We start from the raw sequence: 17727 nt of genomic DNA on the forward strand, positions 1-17727 counted from the left end.
CTAGAATGCTTGTCAGGAGGCGAAAAACCGTGGAACAAACATTTGGAAGACTGATCCGTCAAGCTCGCAAGGACAAAGCTTACTCACAACGTGAGCTAGCTGCTATGCTAAGTGTGGATTTTACTTATTTGTCTAAGTTGGAGAACGATCGAGCGGATTATGCGCCAAAAGAGGACGTAATCCGAGCATTAGCGCGGAATCTAGACATAAACGAAGAGGAATTGATTTTCTTGGCGGGGAGGCTGCCGCAGCAGTACGAAGCGCTGCTGAAGCAGAATCCGAAGGAAATGCAGGCTCTTTTCCGCCGGATGCAAGAAAATCCCGATTGGCTCAAACAGTCTTTTGAAGCGTAAGAGAGGCCCCTCATAGTGAGTATTTTTAAGCCGTATTGCTTCTATCCCAAAGAAACGATCGAGCGTTTGGCAAATGACATCTTGATGCAGATGCAGAAAACGCAAAATTTTGCTCCGAGATGGCCTTTTGATGCGACAACGGTTGCTGATTTTCTGGATTTAGGCGTAGTTTGGGAGTGCATTGAGCCGGATGAAGAAGGTGCGATCGCGGCGAGGATTTTGCCGCAGCAGCGGTTAATCGAAATCAACGAACAGATTCTCGAAAAACCGCCGGGTTTCATCGAATCGACGATCGCCCACGAAATCGGACACTGGGTGCTACACGTCAATCAAGACGAAGCAGACGGCACTGTGGAACAGTTGGAATTAAACTTAGGCAATCAAGGAAAAACCGCCCAGGATGTCGAGGAACCGTTTGTTTGTCGGGGTGCGAGTGCTGATAATAAGGTTTTGTCGATCGAATGGCAAGCGCAATATTTTGCAAGCTGTTTGTTGATGCCTCGGTGTATTTTGGAGGAAAAAAGACAGGGACGCGATTTAACTAAGTGGTCGCATTTATACAAAATGAGGGATGAATTGGGAGTGAGCATTTCCAATTTGACAAACCGCTTGCAAGAATTCGATTGGATTTACATTCCCAAGGGAACGCGCGAGATTTATGCCGGGAAAGATGCGGCAAACGGGCAGCAGCGGTTGTTTGGATAGAATTTGATTTAATTTGAGGTTTGAGAGAGATTCTCGAATCTCAACTTTTTCAGATAACTTTGAAAGAATGAGGTTGCAAAATGGAAACCAAACGAGTAGCAGACCTGACAGTTGAAGAACTGCAAGCGATAATTCTCGAAACCAAACGAGTATCAGACTTGACCGTTGGAGAATTGAAAGCGGTAATTGCGGAAGCGATCGATATGCGGTTAAGCCAATGGATAAATCCTTTCAATAGCAATACCTTGCCGCTAGTTCCGCAAAGGACGAAGGAAGAACAAATGCAGAGGAATTTAGCAGCAATAGAGTGGTTGCAAAAGTGGCGAGAAGAAGGAGACGCCGAGGAACAAACAGAGACATTTGAATATTTGCAAAAAGTATTAGACGAAGACAGGCTTTCGTCGAACCGACCGTTATTTGTGCAACAAAAATGATAGTTTTATTGGATTCGGGGCCTCTGGGAATATTAACAAATCCCAAGGGGCCGCCTGTGACTGTAGAGTGCCAACTTTGGGTAGAATCTTTGCTATTTAAAGGCTACAGGATGATTTTACCTGAAATAGCAGATTATGAAGTGCGGCGCGAGTTATTGCGGGCAAATAAGTTGGCAGGTATCAAACGCCTTAACGAATGCAAATCTCGCTGGCTGGAATACTTGCCGATAACAACGCCAGTAATTCTCAAAGCGGCCGAGTTGTGGGCGGCATCGCGTCAGGCAGGGATGCCGACAGCAGATCCCAAAGAACTTGATGGAGATGTGATTTTAGCGGCTCAATGTTTGCTGCTTCGTGGCGGTGGAGAAGCGGTTGTTATTGCTACAACAAATGTGGGGCATTTGTCGCGATTTGTGGATGCTCGTCACTGGCGAGATATTGACTGAGCGTACAGAAAAAATTAAAAGTCACAAGTTAAATTACATCTTATGCTAACCAATATTGAAATCTTGCTGGCCGCTTGTCAGGAATTAAATATCTCTTACGAAATCCTGCATCCTTCCCAAAACTTGATTAGACTCAAACAGGGCGGCGAAGAATATTATTTTGTCAATTACATGACGCCATTTAACAGCGCGTCACTAGCAGAGATTTTTAAAGACAAAGAATATACCTATCAACTATTAAACGGCAAAATAAATACTCCCAGAACTCTCGGTTTTGTCTCGCCTCACTGCGAGGAGAAGTATAGAAAGTATTTGAGTTTCCCAGATATTGAATCAATAGTTTTAGAAGTATACAAAAAATTCGCTTTCCCCGTGATTCTCAAAAGAAATCGCGGTTTTGGTGGCAACAATGTTTTTTTGTGTGAAAGTAGAGAGCAAATTAAAGAAGCCCTAGAAATTATATTTAACGTCAACAGCAAAGATTATGACTATGTGGCGCTAGCTCAAGAATATATCGAAATTGCCCGCGAATATCGGGCTGTATTCTGCAAAGAAAAGCTAGTTTTGCTGTACGAGAAAGACAAATCTCAGGCTAAATTTGCGGGGAATTTAAGCCCGCTGCACTGGGAAGGTGCAAAAGCCAAACATATAATTAACCCCAATCTCATGTCGGAGATTGAAGATTTTGTTAAACCTGTTTTTGCTGAAATTGCGATTAATTACGCGGGGCTTGACATCGCGCTAGATACAAAAGGATCATATTGGTTGATTGAAATTAACTCAAGTCCCAATTTCGATATATTTGTGAGAGATAACGATCGCCAAATTGTCGTAACAATGTTTAAAGGCATCTTGGATACCTTGGTTGTTAACAAAAAGCCGTAAATCCTCGATTTGAATGTACTCGATCGTATTTAGATGAATGTGGTGTAAGCTGTATATTAGCTGAAAGGCTTTAATCGAAATAGGTTTCAGCCAACAACTTAAAGTTCACATTTTTTAAGTTAATGTAGCCATCCATGAAAGGCGAGCTGTCTTGTAACAATTCTGAATCATCAGGTAGGTAGCTAGGGAGCCAAAAGCTACTCCGAATACTCAAATTACTGTATTGATCATTACTCTTCTCTAAAGTCTTTTGAAGCAAGTGCTCATAGACAAACTGTTTACGGATACTTCTACGTTTAATTTCTTCAATTTTGTTGGGATCTCGGAAGTATTTAGTGTCTAAGTATTTGATATCGATTATTTCAAAATAAATTTCATATTGATTGAAAAATAGTTGACTAAAATCATTGAATTTTTTTTTCAGATGAGCAGTGTTTTTATCTCTCAAAACGGATAATTGAAAAACCTTAGATTTATTGGATAAATCACGTAATTTTGTGAGAAATATATCAAAATCGGTAATTTGGTTTTTTATAGCTATATAAAAGAGATGATTGAAGTAATACATCTTATGGATATCTTCGGGAGCGAGCGGAAAATCGATTTCCCAAAATGAGTAAAAATTTTGGGGTAACGGATCATTAATAATCACCTCTCCTGGTTTTGTATCACTCTTATATAATTCAAGTAACTTGTTGATAGTATGATTGTCAGTTGTTTGACCAATATAACCAACTTTCACACGGCGATTAATATAAATACCATCAATGCTCGTTTTATAGCCATAATCATCCCAATTATCAGCAGACACTTTATAAGTCTTCTCACCCTTGATGTTAGGGGGAATCAAAGTTAGTACGAGCGCATCGGGATTTAGTGAATAACCATCATTTATATTGAAAGTCTTTGATAAGTCAATAAGCTTAGCAGATGATTTTGCTCTTTGCACGGTTCTAGAACTTAGATAACGATCATCTAAGTGCAGAAGCAATGACGGATCGACTATTTGTACTAGATGGGTCAAACACATCGACTCCCAAACACTATGAAAATTTTTAATGCCCCAAATTTCACCATTTTCTGCCTGATGCCAATTGCCATAAAGAAATAATTTGATTGTTTCGTAATACTGCCAATAGTCAGCATCTTTTATGGGTGTGTTATGGTCAATTGTTTCTAAGGCATCCTTGAGTATATCTAAAACCTGCTCATAACTATGTTCATCAAAAAGACTGTCTTGATTTCCGAGATGGTGCTGACGAAATCGCTCAGCAAATGCTGTAATTTCAGCATTTGCTACCTCTCCAAGTTGCTGTTTAATCTCGCAAAAGAGATAGCAATACATCGTGACAATATCAGTGGATTCAAACTGCATTACTCGTCGTGGGAGTAGCATTTCATCGACATAAGCTGCATGATTAGGTAAATACACAGCTTGGTGTAAGTATTTGTGAATCTGGCTGACATCAAACTTGTTACTTTTGCCCAATCGATAAGCAAGGGCTAAAATTTTTGGTTCCTCATAAGCATTCAAAAAGTGAGTAATAATATCCAGCTTCGAGTAAAATATATTTTCTGAGTCATCTTCATCATCTTGAATTTGAGAACCGCGATGACTATTAATTACACCATCACGCTCCTGTGTCCCCAACTCACCAATATCATCTATATAACCTTTCTCAATACAAATTTCTTTAAAAGTGCCGAGAATTTTGTATATTAGGAAAAATAAATCTCGTTTTCCTACAAATGTGTCAAGCTCAGAGATTCTATAATAAAATCCTTTAGGTAAATAAAAGTATAGTTCGTCATCTTGCTTTTGAATGCCAACAAACGAGTAATTATCGGGTATTATTAACTTTAAGGAATTGAAGTTAATCATAATTGGCAAATCCTAACAATACTCTTTTGTTCTTCCGTACTTACTCTGCTGAAATTTTAGTAAATAGCTGATATCAAAATTCAAAGGGCTTGCTGACATAAGAGCTGAAACCTAGTTCACATACTTGTTGGGTAAATTCTTCCACCAAACCTAGAAAATCTGAATATGCTGTTAATTTTACCTGCTTATTTGGAGTCGATAAAAACTGTTCTAATGGCCGTTTATCTCTTGCAAATACACTATCCCAAAGATAAAACATCAATTTATCTTTTACTTCACTAAGATCCACTTGGCCGTTTTCTGGTTTTATGAACCACCAACCAATTTGTTTATCTTCAATCCGCCGAATCACCTGATAATTAGATTTAATCAATTCGTTTATTCCAACAATATAGTATGGCCACCATGCTATTTCTTTAGCATCACTGACTAACTTCACATCTCCTCGCAATTCTTCTGGAATAGATTCTTCGTTAAATATTCCTACTGGGGCCTTAACGTATTCCCAGCCCCACCGCCGCTTAAAGGCGCTGTCCAGGTAGTAAATGGATTCATCCGAAGTGTTAATTGTCGCGAGAATAGACAAGTTAGGTGGAATATTAATTCGACGTTGCTGTAGAAGGCTACATACTTTGCTGCCATCAGATGATGTATATACTTTCCTATTCTGTTTTTTTTCTTCAAAAAAATACTTATACGGTTTTTTAGCAGTTCCATCTTTGACATAAATTACTCCATTATTGTCAATGCTTGGCTCCTGATTCATTGCTTCCAGTAAGCCAACTAACTCCATGTCAGAAATATCGACTTCATAACTCGACCAGCCATCACTTTCGCGATCTAGTAACTGAAATACTGTTCCAAAAATAGCAGCAGCATTGCCTCGATTTAATTCATCAATTACCAGCAGGTAATGATCTTTATTCCCCTCAATTAAACCTTGGTAGGCCATTCCCAAGATGCGGATAAAATGCCCGGGATAAAATTTATAAATAATCGAGTTGCCTTGGGTGAGGGGCAACAATTTCCCCATAAAATCAGCATAAGTGTACTCTGGATGAAACACTGTCTTAACAGTGTGGTTAGTGTCATCGAAAGGGATGCCTAATTTATCTCTAGCAATTTTCCGAATCTGGTAGCTTTTTCCCGTCCCTGGACTACCAAAGAGAATCTTTTGAATCGGCTTAATGTTTTCAGGCATTACGGCTATTTAGTATCAATTTCAATACTTTCCACCAAAAAGTATAACATACTCTCTTTAGCAACATCGAAAAATACTCCCATTAGCCTGAAATTTGACGCAGGAAGGGGCGATCGCACTTCTTCACACGCTAAAATAAACTTAGTCACAATTCCATGAAAAAAATGACAACACAACTACTAGAACTAGAGGGAACGTGGGAAGAAATTCTAGCGCAATCAGCCAAATTTGCCGATCGCCGAGTTCGCGTTATTGTTCTTGCGGATGAGGAACCGCTGAAGTCAGCCGAAGACTGTTTTCGTCAAGGATGGCACGAAGCAATGACAGGAGAGACTGTACCGCTTTCTGAACTGTGGGAAGGCATTGATGCAGCGATCGAGATGATGCAGTCTCTGCCAGAAACTTTACAGCAGCAAGTAGCAGAATACTTGAAAGAGTATATCGCAGAATTAAAAGATGAGCTTCAATGGGACGAATCTTTCAAGAAAACGCAACCGCAACTTGTGGCTGCTGCCCAACGCGCAAAACAAGAAATTGCTGAAGGAAAGGCACAGGAAATGAGACTCAATGAGTTATGAAATCTGCCACCCTTCCTTCCTTTTGGGAAAAATACAATTCTCTTGACAGTAGAGTAAAAGAGCAAGCTAGAAAAGCTTATCGTTTCTGGCTGGAAAATCCCTTTCATCGATCTTTGCACTTCAAGTGCATCAACCAGGAAGAAAATATCTGGTCTGCGAGAATCACGCGCGGCTATCGAGCCGTGGGGATTTTACAAGGAGATACCGTGACATGGTTTTGGATTGGAAACCACGATGATTATGAACGTTTTTTCTAGTAATCAGGCCGGGGCGGGTTTTCGAGATGGTGGGTTTCAGGCAATTATTGTTAGCGAACCCGCCCCTACATCGCCGGGAATCTTGCCTCTTTCACAAGAGTTAAAAACTTACATTCTTTCCAATACCTTAATCCCCAACAACTCCAAACCTAACTTCAAAGTCCTCGCCGTCAAATCGCACAAAATTAACCGCGAAGTCCGCAACGGTTCCTCAGCTTTCAACACCGGACATTGCTCAAAAAATTGATTGAACTTTTGACTCAATTCAAACAAATACTGACAAATTCGATTCGGCAACAAATCGCCGCCAACAGCATTCACAACTTCATTCAACTGCAATAAATGCTTTGCCAATACCAACTCGGCATCAGACTGCAAAATCACTTTCGCATCAGCATCTAAATTATCAAAATTAATCTCACCTTTGCGGCGAATTCCCTGCACGCGCACGTAAGCATACAGCATATAAGGAGCGGTATTTCCTTGCAAGGCGAGCATTTTGTCGTAACTAAATACATAGTTGCTGGCGCGATTTTGACTTAAATCTGCATACTTAACGGCACTCAAACCAATTGTTCGAGATACGTTAGCAATGAATTCCTCAGTTTCCTGTCTTTCCTCGGCTTTTAATCTCTCTTCTAAATCTTGGCGCGTGCGGACGATCGCCTCATCTAACAAATCCTGCAACCGCACCGTTTCCCCAGAACGAGTTTTGAGTTTTTTGCCGTCTTCTCCCAATACCAAACCGAAGGGAATGTGGACAATTTCGACATCTTCAGGAATCCAACCGGCTTTTCTGGCTACTGCAAATACTTGGGCAAAGTGGTTTGCTTGTCCTGAATCTGTGACGTAAATTATGCGCTTTGCATTGTCTTTTTGGATGCGGTAGCGCACTGCTGCTAAATCTGTTGTGGCGTAATTGTAGCCGCCGTCGGTTTTTTGGACGATTAGCGGCAGTGGTTCGCCTTCTTTGTTGGTAAAACCGTCTACAAAAACGCATTTCGCGCCGTCACTTTCTACTAGCAAACCTAGATTGGTTAAATCTTCGACGACTGCGGGCAATAATGGATTGTAAAACGATTCGCCGCGTTCGGTTAATTGGATATCGAGCAAGTCGTAGATTACTTGAAATTCGCGGCGCGATTGATCGCACAGCAATTTCCAAGCGCGGCGGGTGTCTTCGGCGCCTGCTTGCAGTTTTACTACTTCTTGGCGGGCGGTTTCTTTGAAGGTTTCGTCTGCGTCAAAGCGCTGTTTTGCTTGGCGGTAAAATGCGACTAAATCTCCTAAATCTAGGGCGTCAGCGGTTGTGAGGGCTTCGGGGTGAACTTCGCGCAAGTATGCGATCAGCATTCCGAATTGGGTGCCCCAGTCGCCGATGTGGTTGATTCTGAGTACGTCGTGGCCTTGAAATTCGAGGATGCGGGCGATCGCATCTCCGATGATTGTCGATCGCAAGTGCCCGACGTGCATTTCTTTGGCTATATTCGGACTCGAAAAGTCGATCGCGATTGTCTGAGGCGTTTTCGCGGGTTCAATCCCCAAACGCGAGTCGCCGGCGATCGCACTAATTTGCGCTTCCAAATAAGCCGGTTTCAGCTTCAAATTGATAAAACCGGGCCCGGCGATTTCTGGGGTTTCGCAGATGTCGCTAATATCTAGGTTTTCGATAATTGTCGAGGCGATCGCCCGCGGCGGCTTTCCTAACTTTTTCCCCAAACTCATCGCCGCGTTGCACTGAAAGTCCCCAAAGTTGGGATTGCTGGCGGCGGCTAGCATCGGATCTGCACCTGCATAACTTTCGCCGAATGCCGCGGTGAATGCTTTTTCAAATTTTGCTTTTAACTGTTGGGCGATCGAGTTCATCTTGAATATTTTGATTGGATGTTTATTTTAAACTCTAGATTCAGCACTTTTTGCCAAGAATACTTTTACTACTTAGGTAATTTCCCTCTGGTTCTCTCCCTCTGGCCCTCTCCCCCTCTCCTCACCTACTAGGAAATTTTGTACTTAGCTTTGAGCTGGTGATGCGATCAAAATCACTGACCGTAATAGCACAGAGTACATTTTATCACAGTTGCGATCGCTACACAAATTAAAAAATGTCACATCAAGTCCATGATCTCGATCGCTAGATCATTTTGTTAAATCGCTTACATTAAGGTATGTTAAAATTTTTTCAATGCACCCAAAAATCCTACGAAAGGAAGTAGTTATGTTATCTCAACCTATTTTTGGCGATCGCTCTCTGACCCAAGCCTTTTATCAAGCAGTAATCGCTCGCTTCTACGACGGTTTCAGTCTCTCCACCCAAGCACTATTACGAGAGTGTACCCTCGGCTTCGCTCCTTGTCCCGATGGAGTCAAAACCTTTTTCATCATCGCGCCGAGTCTGGATGCTGCAGAGCAACTAATGGAAAAAATGGACAGTATTTTGGAGCGAGTTGCCGAACTCATGGCTGGAGTCGGACAAGTTGCCCTGTGCATAGTTCCCCCCGGCAGCGAAGCAGAGCAACCGGTAGATCTGCAAGACTTAGAAAAAGTTCCCCCGGATTGTCTGGCTTGCAAATTCTTTACAATTATATGGGCCGATGCTGCGGCCGATCGGTAAAATTGACAGTTAGCAACCAGCAACTAAACACGGTTCGGCTGAACCTGTGCCTGTGGTGGCGCGGGGTAGATTGTCTGTTAGTTACAGTCCCTGGAATTACCGGGCAAAGCGTGCAGGTAATTTAGAGCGTTTGCAAGGTTGCACTCGCAATCTTTGGCAAGTGTTAAACAAGCAGACAAAATATATATCAAAGACCCGCTTGTCAGTCGCTCAGATTTTTACCTGCCGGCTCAAACAGCCGTGCATCTACTTTTTACATTCCCAATAAAGACCACCAAAAAGCCGCATCAACTCTCCTGGGTGTCTAGCTTCAAAAGACAGCAGCAGAAATTAGGCGGTACCGCTGGAAAATAGATTTTTGCGAAATATCTGCTGATGTTCAGAATAAGCAGAAATATTCTCAAAAATAGATAATAGTTCCGCAGGTTCACCTCAGAAACCCAGTTTCTACCCCCGCGCTTCATATTTGCGGTTCGCTGGGAACTTGACAGAAAATAGGCTGTTTGTGGAAGAATCACTAGCTAGAAACAGAGCAAAGCTTTACTCAAAAAAAGATCAGTTTTCCAGCGCCACCCCTGGCAGTGCAGAGCGATCGTACCACAGGCACATAGAATTTGTTAAAAATTTCAGTTGAAAATTTGAATTATTAAATTTTATGCCTAACATTGGCGATAAAATCTAAGATTGAAATTCTCAAATCTGAAATCAAGGAATCATGGTAAAACTGACACCGAACCCCAGCTTTAGTTTAACAATTCGGGTTGCTCTCCCGAACCGGCCGGGAATGCTGGCAACAGTCACCAGTGCGATCGCATCTGTCGGCGGCAACTTCGGGCAAATCGACTTGATCGAGCAAACCCGCGCCACTACCATTCGCGATATCAACGTCGATGCCTCCAGCACCGAACACAATGAAGAAATAGTGCAAGCAGTGAAAGGACTGCCAGATATCAAAGTGATCGACGTGTACGATCGCACTTTCAACTTGCACCGCGGCGGAAAAATCAGCGTAGTTAGCAAAATTTCCCTCAAACGCCAGTCAGATTTGGCAATGGCATACACTCCTGGAGTGGGCCGCATCTGCACGGCGATCGCCAATGACCCCCAACAAGTTTATAACCTCACAATCAAACAAAATACTGTTGCCATTGTTACCGACGGTAGCGCAGTTTTGGGACTGGGAAACCTCGGCCCTGCCGCCGCACTGCCAGTCATGGAAGGCAAAGCCATGCTATTTAAAGAATTTGCAGGTATTGACGCCTTTCCTATCTGTTTGAACACCCAAGATACCGACGAAATTATTCGCACAGTGCAGAATATCGCCCCGGTTTTTGGCGGCGTTAACCTCGAAGATATTTCTTCTCCCCGCTGCTTTGAAATCGAAGCAAGATTGCGAGAAACCTTAGATATTCCGATTTTTCACGACGACCAGCACGGCACAGCGATTGTTAGTTTGGCAGCATTAATTAATGCCTTGAAACTTGTCAAAAAAACCATCGCCGAAGTGTGTATCGTAATTAACGGCGCCGGTGCGGCCGGAGTCGCGATCGCCCGCTTGCTGCGTAAAGCAGGTGCCCAAAACATCATCATGTGCGACTCCAAAGGCGTCCTCTCCGAAGACCGCACGGATATGAACCCAGAAAAACTAGAATTTGCCGTGGCTTCGAGCGGTACTTTGGAAGATGCGATCGCCGGTGCCGATGTATTTTTAGGCGTCAGCGCCCCCGGCGTAGTCACCCGTTCGATGGTGCGTTCGATGGCCGAGAATCCCATTGTTTTTGCAATGGCAAATCCCATTCCTGAAATTCAGCCAGAATTAATTATGGAAGATGCGGCGATCATAGCAACCGGACGCAGCGATTACCCAAATCAAATTAACAATGTTTTGGCATTTCCGGGGATATTTCGAGGTGCTTTGGACTGCAAAGCAACCACGATTACGCCCAGTATGTATTTAGAGGCAGCTTATGCGATCGCCTCTTTAGTCAGTCCTTCCCAGCTTGACAAAGAGCACATTATACCGTCTGTTTTTGACGAAAGAGTTGCCATTGCTGTCGCCGGTGCAGTGCAGTTGGCCGCCAGATCCGAAGGTATTGCCCGCGATTAATAGAAGGAAGAAGGAAGAAGGAAGAAGGAAGAAGGAAGAAGGAAGAAGGGAAGATACCATGTATAAATTAATGGTCTTTGTACCAGTTTTGTACTTCTTCTTTTGTGATTTTTCTGGTTTCTTCTCCTTCCCTCTTTCCTCCTCCCCGTTGATTCTTACTCATTTTTGTTTCCCCACCCTGTCTTTTTCCTCAACATCCATCCGTTAAATCCAGTACAGGGAGCGTTGCCGAACTTCCCTCGAACCTCCGATCCAACCTCTTCCTTCTTCCCTCGAACCTCAGCATCCATCCGTTACATCCGTTAAATCCGTTATAAAATCCGTTGCCGAACTTCCTTCTTCTCTCTTGCTTAATGAAGGATAAAAGTTACAGCAATAAACAACGTGAAAAGATATAATTAAATAAACCAAGTCCAGCTAGGTCAGATGCAAAGCCAGTTAGGAAAAGCCAAGCGCGATCGCTCCCGCCGCCAATTGTTAGAACTCAGCCCGATAGGGCTGGCATTGTGCCGGACGGACGGGACTTTTCTCGACGTAAATCCAGCTTTTGCAAGTATTATCGGCCGCACAGTGGCAGAAACTCTTCACCTCAACTACTGGGAAATTCAGCAAACGCAGTGCGCGGATAGCTGCACGGGTCCGTGCGAAGCAGCATACAAACATAAAAACAACCATCTCGTACCCGTGCGAGTTTCTGAGCGGGCTATTGAAAGAGGGGGAGAGTGCGCGATTTGGCTGAGCGCTGAAGAAATTTTTAATCCTGAGCCAGAAAATAGCGAGCCGCTGGAATCAGCGCCGCCGCACAGCAATTCACATCTGGGAAAATTGCTGACAAAGCAGACTGCCGAAGTGGAAAAAACTCAGAAACTACTCGAAGAAAAAATCGCCGAACTGGAACAGGCTCAAGAAAAATTGCGTCTCCAAAGTCAAATTATCGACCAAATTCACGAGGCAGTAATTTCTACAGATATGGACGGCTCGATCACCATTTGGAATCAAGCCTGCCAAAAGTTATACGGCTATGAAAAAACTGAGGCTATCGGACAACACATTTCTCTAATTTACCCGCCAGAACAGCACGAATTTTTGTTAGATCAAGTCATCAAACCGCTACAAGAAAAAGGCGAACATGAAATAGAAGTTATAACACGCCGTAAATCTGGAGAAAAAATTTCCTCGCACCTGATGCTTTCGCTATTGAAAGACAAAACGGGAAAAGTTGTGGGGATGATTGGCTCTTTAACAGATCTCAGCATTTGCAAAGCTTTAGAACAAGAATTAGCACAGAGACAATCACTATTTGATGCCTTTTTAAAGGAGGCGCCGGCGGGGCTTTGCATTTTGGACTCGCAATTGCGGTATCTGCAAATTAATCAATTTCTAGCACAAATAAATTGCCTGAGTCCAGCAGAACACATTGGCAAGACTGTACGCGAAATATTGCCAAATATCGCTCCAATTGTAGAGCCTTTGTACGAACAAATTTTGAGGACGAAACAACCCTTAATTAATATCGAGATGAGTGGTGACAATCCCAGAAAGCCTGGGTTTGTCCGACACCTGACAGGATCTTATTTTCCCTTGCTAGACAAAGATGGCGAGGCTCTCGGCATTGGTGCAGTCGTAGTTGATATTAGCGATCGCAAACTTGCAGAAGCGGCACTGCAAAAAAGCGAACAGCTTTACCGCACTATGGCAAGCAACTTTCCTAACGGGGCGGTGATGCTGTTCGATCCAGAAATGCGCTACACGCTGGTAGAAGGTACAGAATTAGCAGCAGTGGGGCTTTCCAAAGAGTTGATGGAAGGCAAGACAATCTGGGAAGTATTCGAGCCAGATGTTTGCGCTGATATCGAGCCAACTTATCGGGCGGCACTGGCAGGAGAAACAGTTGTTACAGAAATTTTTTACAGCGCTCGCGTTTACCTCGGTTATGCTTTGCCAGTGAGAAACGAACGGCAAGAAATTATCGGCGGATTGCTAATGACTCAAAACATTACGGCTCGCCACTTAGCAGAAGAAGCGCTCAGGGAAAGCGAGGAAAAATACAGGTGTATTGTCGAGACAGCAGACGAAGGAATTTGGATCGTAGATACGGAGGGTAAAACTACTTTTGTCAACCAAAAAATGGCTGATTTGCTCGGCTGCACTCCAGAGGAAATGATCGGACAGTCGCTATTTGCTTTCATGGATGCAGAGGGCATCGCGATCGCACAAGTCAGTCTCAACCGCCGCCGTGAAGGAATTCGCGAACAGCTCGATTTTAAGTTCCGTCGCCGAGACGGCAGCGACTTGTGGGCGATGGTTTCTACTAATTCCTTGGCAGACAAACAAGGACGCTATGTGGGCGCTTTGGCAATGGTTGCCGACATTACCGATCGCAAGCAAACAGAAGCCGCATTGCAGCAGTCGGAAGCCAAATTTCGATCGCTCTACGAATTAACGAGTTTGCCTGTTTTGATGTTATATGACAATGACATCTGCGATGCCAACACAGCCACCCTAAAACTATTTGGCTGCATTACCCCGCAAGAGTTGTACGGCCAAAACCCAGGCAAACTCTCGCCTCCTTTTCAACCCAACGGCAGAGATTCTTTGAGCTTGGCCCACGAAATGATCGCGATCGCCTTTGAGCGGGGAAAGCACCGTTTTGATTGGGTTCATCAGCGCTTAGACGGTACTGATTTTCCCGCAGAAGTGGTGCTAACAGTCATCGAGGTGGGAAATGAAAAAATTATCCAAGTAGTGATCCAAGATTTAACAGATCGCAAACTTGCAGAAGAAACTTTAGTGCGATCGGAACAAGCCCTTAGACAACAAGCTCAGCGAGAACTACTGCTCAATCAAATTGCCAACCAAATCCGCAATTCTTTAGATTTAGACACAATTGTAGAAACCGCCGTTCAAGAAATTCGCAATCTGATGCACCTAGATTGGTGCATCTTCACTTGGTATCGCCCCAACAGCAATCCTCCGGTTTGGGACGTAACTTACGAAGCGAAGAATGCAGATTTGCCGAGTATACTCGGCACTTATCCTGTAGACGACAAATCTAGTCTCCTAGTGAGACAGATTTTGCGGCGAGAAATTCTGCGAATTGATGATGTCAGCACTTTTGAAGATGTAGAATTGCGCGAACTTTTCCAGGCTTCAAAGTTTCAATCAGTGCTGTCGCTGCCAATTCACACTGCTTCCGGCGATATTGGGGTGATTAGCTGCTATCAGGGTATGTCCATGCGAAATTGGAGCGAATCGGAAGTCGAACTGATGCAAGCGGTGGTCGCTCAAATTGCGATCGCGATCGACCATGCTGAACTCTACACCCAAACCCGCACAGCGGCCAGATTAGCTCAAGCTCAAGCTCAACAGCTAGAACAAACTTTGCACGAACTCCAACGCACCCAAACTCAATTAATTCAAAGTGAAAAAATGTCGAGTTTGGGCCAGTTAGTAGCAGGTGTCGCCCACGAAATTAACAACCCGGTTAATTTTATCTATGGCAATCTCAGCTACACCAGCGAATACACTCAAAACTTGCTAAAAATGCTGCGACTTTACCAGAAGGAATACCCGCAGCCTAGCGCCAGAATTTTAGATGCAAGAGAAGATTTTGAAATTGATTATCTTATTGAAGATTTACCAAAAATTTTAGCATCTATGAAAGTCGGAGCCGATCGCATCCGCGACATAGTTTTGAGCCTGCGAACTTTTTCAAGACTTGACGAAGCCGAAAAGAAACAAGTTAACATTCACGAAGGCATTGAAAGCACGCTGCTGATTTTGCAAAACCGCCTGAAACATAAAACCGATCATCGGACAATTAATGTAATTAAAGAATACGGTAATTTGCCTTTAGTTGAATGTTATCCCGGTCAGTTAAATCAAGTATTTATGAATTTATTGAGCAATGCGCTAGACGCATTGGAAATGGAGATAAAGGAACCCAATCGCACCGCCAAAAATCTCGCAATTACGATTCGCACCCAAGTAACCGACAATAACAGCGTTGCCATATGGATAGCTGACAGCGGCCCCGGCATGAGCGAAGATGTGCAAAAGCGCTTGTTTGACCCGTTTTTCACTACTAAACCTATTGGCAAAGGAACTGGCTTAGGATTGGCGATTTCGCACTCTATTATAGTAGAAAAACACGGCGGCAAACTTTCTTGCCATTCTGTATTGGGAGAAGGCTCCGAATTTGCGATCGAAATTCCTCTGCAACAAAAGATAAATTAAAACCCATTGTATCGGTATCAGATCAAATCCGATCCTTTACCACCAAACGCACACCACCAGCGGGTGCCATTGTCAAACCCCGGCGTACTGGCAAAACCGGACGATTTTCTGCAAGTTCTAAAGAGTATCGTGACAGCACTTTCGCCAATACTAACTTCATTTCCAACATGGCAAATGCAGCCCCAATACAGCGGCGGTTCCCTCCTCCGAACGGCAAATATTCGTAAGGCGAAAATTGACGTTCTAGGAAACGTTCTGGTTTAAAACATTTTGGTTCCGGGTAAATATCAGGACGCTGGTGAACCAAATAAATGCAGGTAGAAAGTATCATTCCTTTGGGAATATTATAACCCATTAACTGCATCGGAGCTTGCAGAAGGCGCGGAAATGCAAAAAATAGGATCGGATAAATCCGCAGCGTTTCGCAACAGACAGCATTCAAATACGGGAGTTTACTTATTTCCGCCGGGTCGCAATTTTCGACATCCAGAGAATTGAGTTCTTGCAGCAGTTTATCACGGACTTCTGGGATGTAGTGAATCCAATACAAAGCCCAAGCTAAAGCTGTGGCTGTAGTTTCGTGTCCTGCGAATAACATTGTCATTAATTCATCCCGCAATTCAACGTCGCTCATCGGCTGTCCCGCTTCGTCACGAGCTGAAATTAACAAGCTCAGAATGTCTTCGCCCAATGGTTCAGACTGAGTTTTGCGTTCGCGAATTTCTTGATAAAGCAGTTCATCTAAACGCTGTCTTTGTCGCAGAAATCCTCCCCAAGGACTCCAAGCACCTAAATCTTTTTGCAACGACTTAATAAACAGAAAGCTAGCGCTTAAGGGATTGCTAAACAGGCTGAACATATTAATCATTAGTTGCTGAATTTGCTGGTAGCGTTCTCCTTCGCTCAGCCCGAAAACCGCGTGCAAAATTACTCCTAATGAAACTTCCTGCATAGTTGGTTGCGCGATTACCGAGCTACCAGGAGTCCAATTATTAATTACTTTTTCGGTGGTATTGCAGATAATTTGTCCGTAAGCTTTCATGCGTTCACCATGAAATGGTGGCATTAAAAGTTTGCGCTGCTGCAAATGTCGCTCGCCATCTAACAACAATAACGAATTGGAGCCTACTAAAGGTAGCGTTATCTGGTTTCCCGTACCGGATTCAAAGAGTTTGGAATCGGATGTAAAAATTTCTTGAATAGCTTGAGGATTGCTAATAATTACTTGGGGCGGAAAGTTGCTGAATTTGCTGGTAAAAAGGTCGCCGTAGCGCTGACAATTACTATCTAAATAATACAGAGGATTTAAAAGTCCCCGCACTGTCTGAACAAATCTAGCGTCTTTAGGGCCGTCTAGCAATTTGTTGGTAGCATGATTTGGAGAGTGATAGTTTTCTGTGGGGATAGTCATTTGTTTTTCTCCTAGTTTTAGGGTTTCACAGGACTAATGAAAGCATAAGTCATATTTCACAAAACTCTCAAATCCCTCAGCTATTAAAAAATAGTACGCGGTAAGCATCATAAATTAGTACGGCAATAGTAGGATACAGAGTAACTCCCTGACCAAAAGCTCGATCGAGCGGATCTTTGAGATAGCCTATCCAAAACGCTATTCTTCCGAAAACAAACAAAGTTGCCAAAATTAGAATCAGCTTGATGCTGTAAGCATCTAAAAAGGTAGAAAGGATTAAACTGCCTACAAAAAACAGGACAAATTGCTCTAGAGTGTTGCTTAGATAACGCAGATGAATCCGCATTGCTTCTGATTCGGCATTTGCTAAAGGGTTGATGGCTGCGCTGCTAAATCTACCATTACCAACTGCAACTATGCCGGCAAATAACATCAATAACGGAAAAATTTGGCAGCGAAGGGCGAAGATTAGGCGCGACTCTGCGGTATTGAAGGGCGCTAGGGGCAGCCCTATCACATAATAACCAATCAGTACAAAGGTAAGGGAGAAGATAAAAGCAGAAATGCCTCGCGGAAAAACTATTTGCTGTTGTTGATTGAAACTGAGTAAATTAATCATTG

Annotated in this window: 16 protein-coding genes; 10 read left to right on the forward strand and 6 right to left on the reverse strand. The window is 43.4% G+C overall.

Annotated features, from left to right (window positions below; all coding sequences use genetic code 11):
- The first annotated feature begins 29 nt into the window (after positions 1–29).
- The 5 genes from NDI35_RS11750 to NDI35_RS11770 all read left to right on the forward strand — a co-directional run bounded on the left by NDI35_RS11750 (position 30) and on the right by NDI35_RS11770 (position 2823).
- Positions 30–353 (forward strand): helix-turn-helix domain-containing protein, encoded by a 324-nt coding sequence (locus NDI35_RS11750; RefSeq protein WP_172189318.1) that lies wholly within the window; start codon positions 30–32, stop codon positions 351–353.
- 15 nt (positions 354–368) lie between these two features.
- Entirely contained in the window at positions 369–1058 is a 690-nt protein-coding gene (locus tag NDI35_RS11755; RefSeq protein ID WP_333133532.1) for an ImmA/IrrE family metallo-endopeptidase, read from the forward strand.
- Between the two features lie 80 nt (positions 1059–1138).
- Positions 1139–1492 carry a hypothetical protein gene (locus NDI35_RS11760; protein WP_333159652.1) on the forward strand — a complete coding sequence of 118 codons (354 nt, stop codon included), beginning with the start codon at positions 1139–1141 and terminating at the stop codon, positions 1490–1492.
- Entirely contained in the window at positions 1489–1938 is a 450-nt protein-coding gene (locus NDI35_RS11765) for a type II toxin-antitoxin system VapC family toxin (RefSeq protein ID WP_445312895.1), read from the forward strand. The genes NDI35_RS11760 and NDI35_RS11765 overlap by 4 nt, the downstream gene beginning before the upstream one ends.
- Before the next feature lie 42 nt (positions 1939–1980).
- Positions 1981–2823 carry an ATP-grasp domain-containing protein gene (locus NDI35_RS11770; protein ID WP_445312896.1) on the forward strand — a complete coding sequence of 281 codons (843 nt, stop codon included), beginning with the start codon at positions 1981–1983 and terminating at the stop codon, positions 2821–2823.
- Positions 2824–2893: 70 nt separating this feature from the next.
- Here the strand turns inward: NDI35_RS11770 and NDI35_RS11775 are convergent, their stop codons facing one another.
- The 3 genes from NDI35_RS11775 to NDI35_RS11785 form a co-directional block, all read right to left on the reverse strand.
- The gene (locus tag NDI35_RS11775) at positions 2894–4705 is read right to left on the reverse strand and encodes a hypothetical protein (RefSeq protein WP_445312897.1); all 1812 of its coding nucleotides are present in this window, start codon (positions 4703–4705) and stop codon (positions 2894–2896) included.
- A gap of 73 nt (positions 4706–4778) precedes the next feature.
- On the reverse strand, positions 4779–5906 hold the full coding sequence (locus NDI35_RS11780) for a restriction endonuclease (protein ID WP_445312898.1): 1128 nt from the start codon (positions 5904–5906) through the stop codon (positions 4779–4781).
- A 5-nt stretch (positions 5907–5911) separates the two neighbouring features.
- On the reverse strand, positions 5912–6055 hold the full coding sequence (locus NDI35_RS11785) for a hypothetical protein (protein WP_445312899.1): 144 nt from the start codon (positions 6053–6055) through the stop codon (positions 5912–5914).
- Between the two features lie 15 nt (positions 6056–6070).
- Here NDI35_RS11785 and NDI35_RS11790 point away from each other — a divergent pair, with 15 nt between their 5' ends.
- Complete coding sequence (locus NDI35_RS11790) at positions 6071–6484, forward strand: hypothetical protein (RefSeq protein ID WP_445312900.1); 414 nt, start codon at positions 6071–6073, stop codon at positions 6482–6484.
- Positions 6481–6741, forward strand: a complete 261-nt coding sequence (locus NDI35_RS11795; RefSeq protein ID WP_172190774.1) for a ParE family toxin-like protein — start codon at positions 6481–6483, stop codon at positions 6739–6741. Before NDI35_RS11790 ends, NDI35_RS11795 begins: the two co-directional genes overlap by 4 nt.
- Positions 6742–6849: 108 nt before the next feature.
- Here the strand turns inward: NDI35_RS11795 and argS are convergent, their stop codons facing one another.
- Positions 6850–8607 (reverse strand): arginine--tRNA ligase, encoded by a 1758-nt coding sequence (argS, locus tag NDI35_RS11800; RefSeq protein WP_445312901.1) that lies wholly within the window; start codon positions 8605–8607, stop codon positions 6850–6852.
- Between the two features lie 349 nt (positions 8608–8956).
- Here argS and NDI35_RS11805 point away from each other — a divergent pair, with 349 nt between their 5' ends.
- From NDI35_RS11805 to NDI35_RS11815, 3 genes are all read left to right on the forward strand, one after another.
- The gene (locus tag NDI35_RS11805; protein ID WP_445312902.1) at positions 8957–9352 is read left to right on the forward strand and encodes a hypothetical protein; all 396 of its coding nucleotides are present in this window, start codon (positions 8957–8959) and stop codon (positions 9350–9352) included.
- A gap of 715 nt (positions 9353–10067) precedes the next feature.
- Positions 10068–11459 (forward strand): malic enzyme-like NAD(P)-binding protein, encoded by a 1392-nt coding sequence (locus NDI35_RS11810; RefSeq protein ID WP_445312903.1) that lies wholly within the window; start codon positions 10068–10070, stop codon positions 11457–11459.
- Positions 11460–11885: 426 nt separating this feature from the next.
- Positions 11886–15695: a PAS domain S-box protein gene (locus tag NDI35_RS11815; protein ID WP_445312904.1), complete on the forward strand. Its 3810-nt coding sequence runs from the start codon at positions 11886–11888 to the stop codon at positions 15693–15695.
- A 22-nt stretch (positions 15696–15717) separates the two neighbouring features.
- Here NDI35_RS11815 and NDI35_RS11820 read toward each other — a convergent pair whose 3' ends face one another.
- Positions 15718–17106 (reverse strand): cytochrome P450, encoded by a 1389-nt coding sequence (locus NDI35_RS11820; RefSeq protein WP_445312905.1) that lies wholly within the window; start codon positions 17104–17106, stop codon positions 15718–15720.
- A gap of 76 nt (positions 17107–17182) precedes the next feature.
- Positions 17183–17725, reverse strand: coding sequence for an MAPEG family protein (locus tag NDI35_RS11825; RefSeq protein ID WP_445312906.1), 543 nt, complete (start codon positions 17723–17725; stop codon positions 17183–17185).
- Between the last annotated feature and the right edge of the window lie 2 nt (positions 17726–17727).

Source organism: Microcoleus vaginatus FACHB-2002 (assembly GCF_040004035.1).
GTDB lineage: Bacteria > Cyanobacteriota > Cyanobacteriia > Cyanobacteriales > Microcoleaceae > Microcoleus > Microcoleus vaginatus_C.

Excerpts from the sequence above, each read along its gene's own strand:
- NDI35_RS11760 (WP_333159652.1), top strand. The coding sequence starts at position 1,139 with ATGGAAACCAAACGAGTAGCAGACCTGACAGTTGAAGAACTGCAAGCG.
- NDI35_RS11765 (WP_445312895.1), top strand. The coding sequence starts at position 1,489 with ATGATAGTTTTATTGGATTCGGGGCCTCTGGGAATATTAACAAATCCC.
- NDI35_RS11770 (WP_445312896.1), top strand. The coding sequence starts at position 1,981 with ATGCTAACCAATATTGAAATCTTGCTGGCCGCTTGTCAGGAATTAAAT.
- NDI35_RS11775 (WP_445312897.1), bottom strand. The coding sequence starts at position 4,705 with ATGATTAACTTCAATTCCTTAAAGTTAATAATACCCGATAATTACTCG.
- NDI35_RS11780 (WP_445312898.1), bottom strand. The coding sequence starts at position 5,906 with ATGCCTGAAAACATTAAGCCGATTCAAAAGATTCTCTTTGGTAGTCCA.
- NDI35_RS11790 (WP_445312900.1), top strand. The coding sequence starts at position 6,071 with ATGACAACACAACTACTAGAACTAGAGGGAACGTGGGAAGAAATTCTA.
- NDI35_RS11795 (WP_172190774.1), top strand. The coding sequence starts at position 6,481 with ATGAAATCTGCCACCCTTCCTTCCTTTTGGGAAAAATACAATTCTCTT.
- argS (WP_445312901.1), bottom strand. The coding sequence starts at position 8,607 with ATGAACTCGATCGCCCAACAGTTAAAAGCAAAATTTGAAAAAGCATTC.
- NDI35_RS11805 (WP_445312902.1), top strand. The coding sequence starts at position 8,957 with ATGTTATCTCAACCTATTTTTGGCGATCGCTCTCTGACCCAAGCCTTT.
- NDI35_RS11810 (WP_445312903.1), top strand. The coding sequence starts at position 10,068 with ATGGTAAAACTGACACCGAACCCCAGCTTTAGTTTAACAATTCGGGTT.
- NDI35_RS11815 (WP_445312904.1), top strand. The coding sequence starts at position 11,886 with ATGCAAAGCCAGTTAGGAAAAGCCAAGCGCGATCGCTCCCGCCGCCAA.
- NDI35_RS11820 (WP_445312905.1), bottom strand. The coding sequence starts at position 17,106 with ATGACTATCCCCACAGAAAACTATCACTCTCCAAATCATGCTACCAAC.
- NDI35_RS11825 (WP_445312906.1), bottom strand. The coding sequence starts at position 17,725 with ATGATTAATTTACTCAGTTTCAATCAACAACAGCAAATAGTTTTTCCG.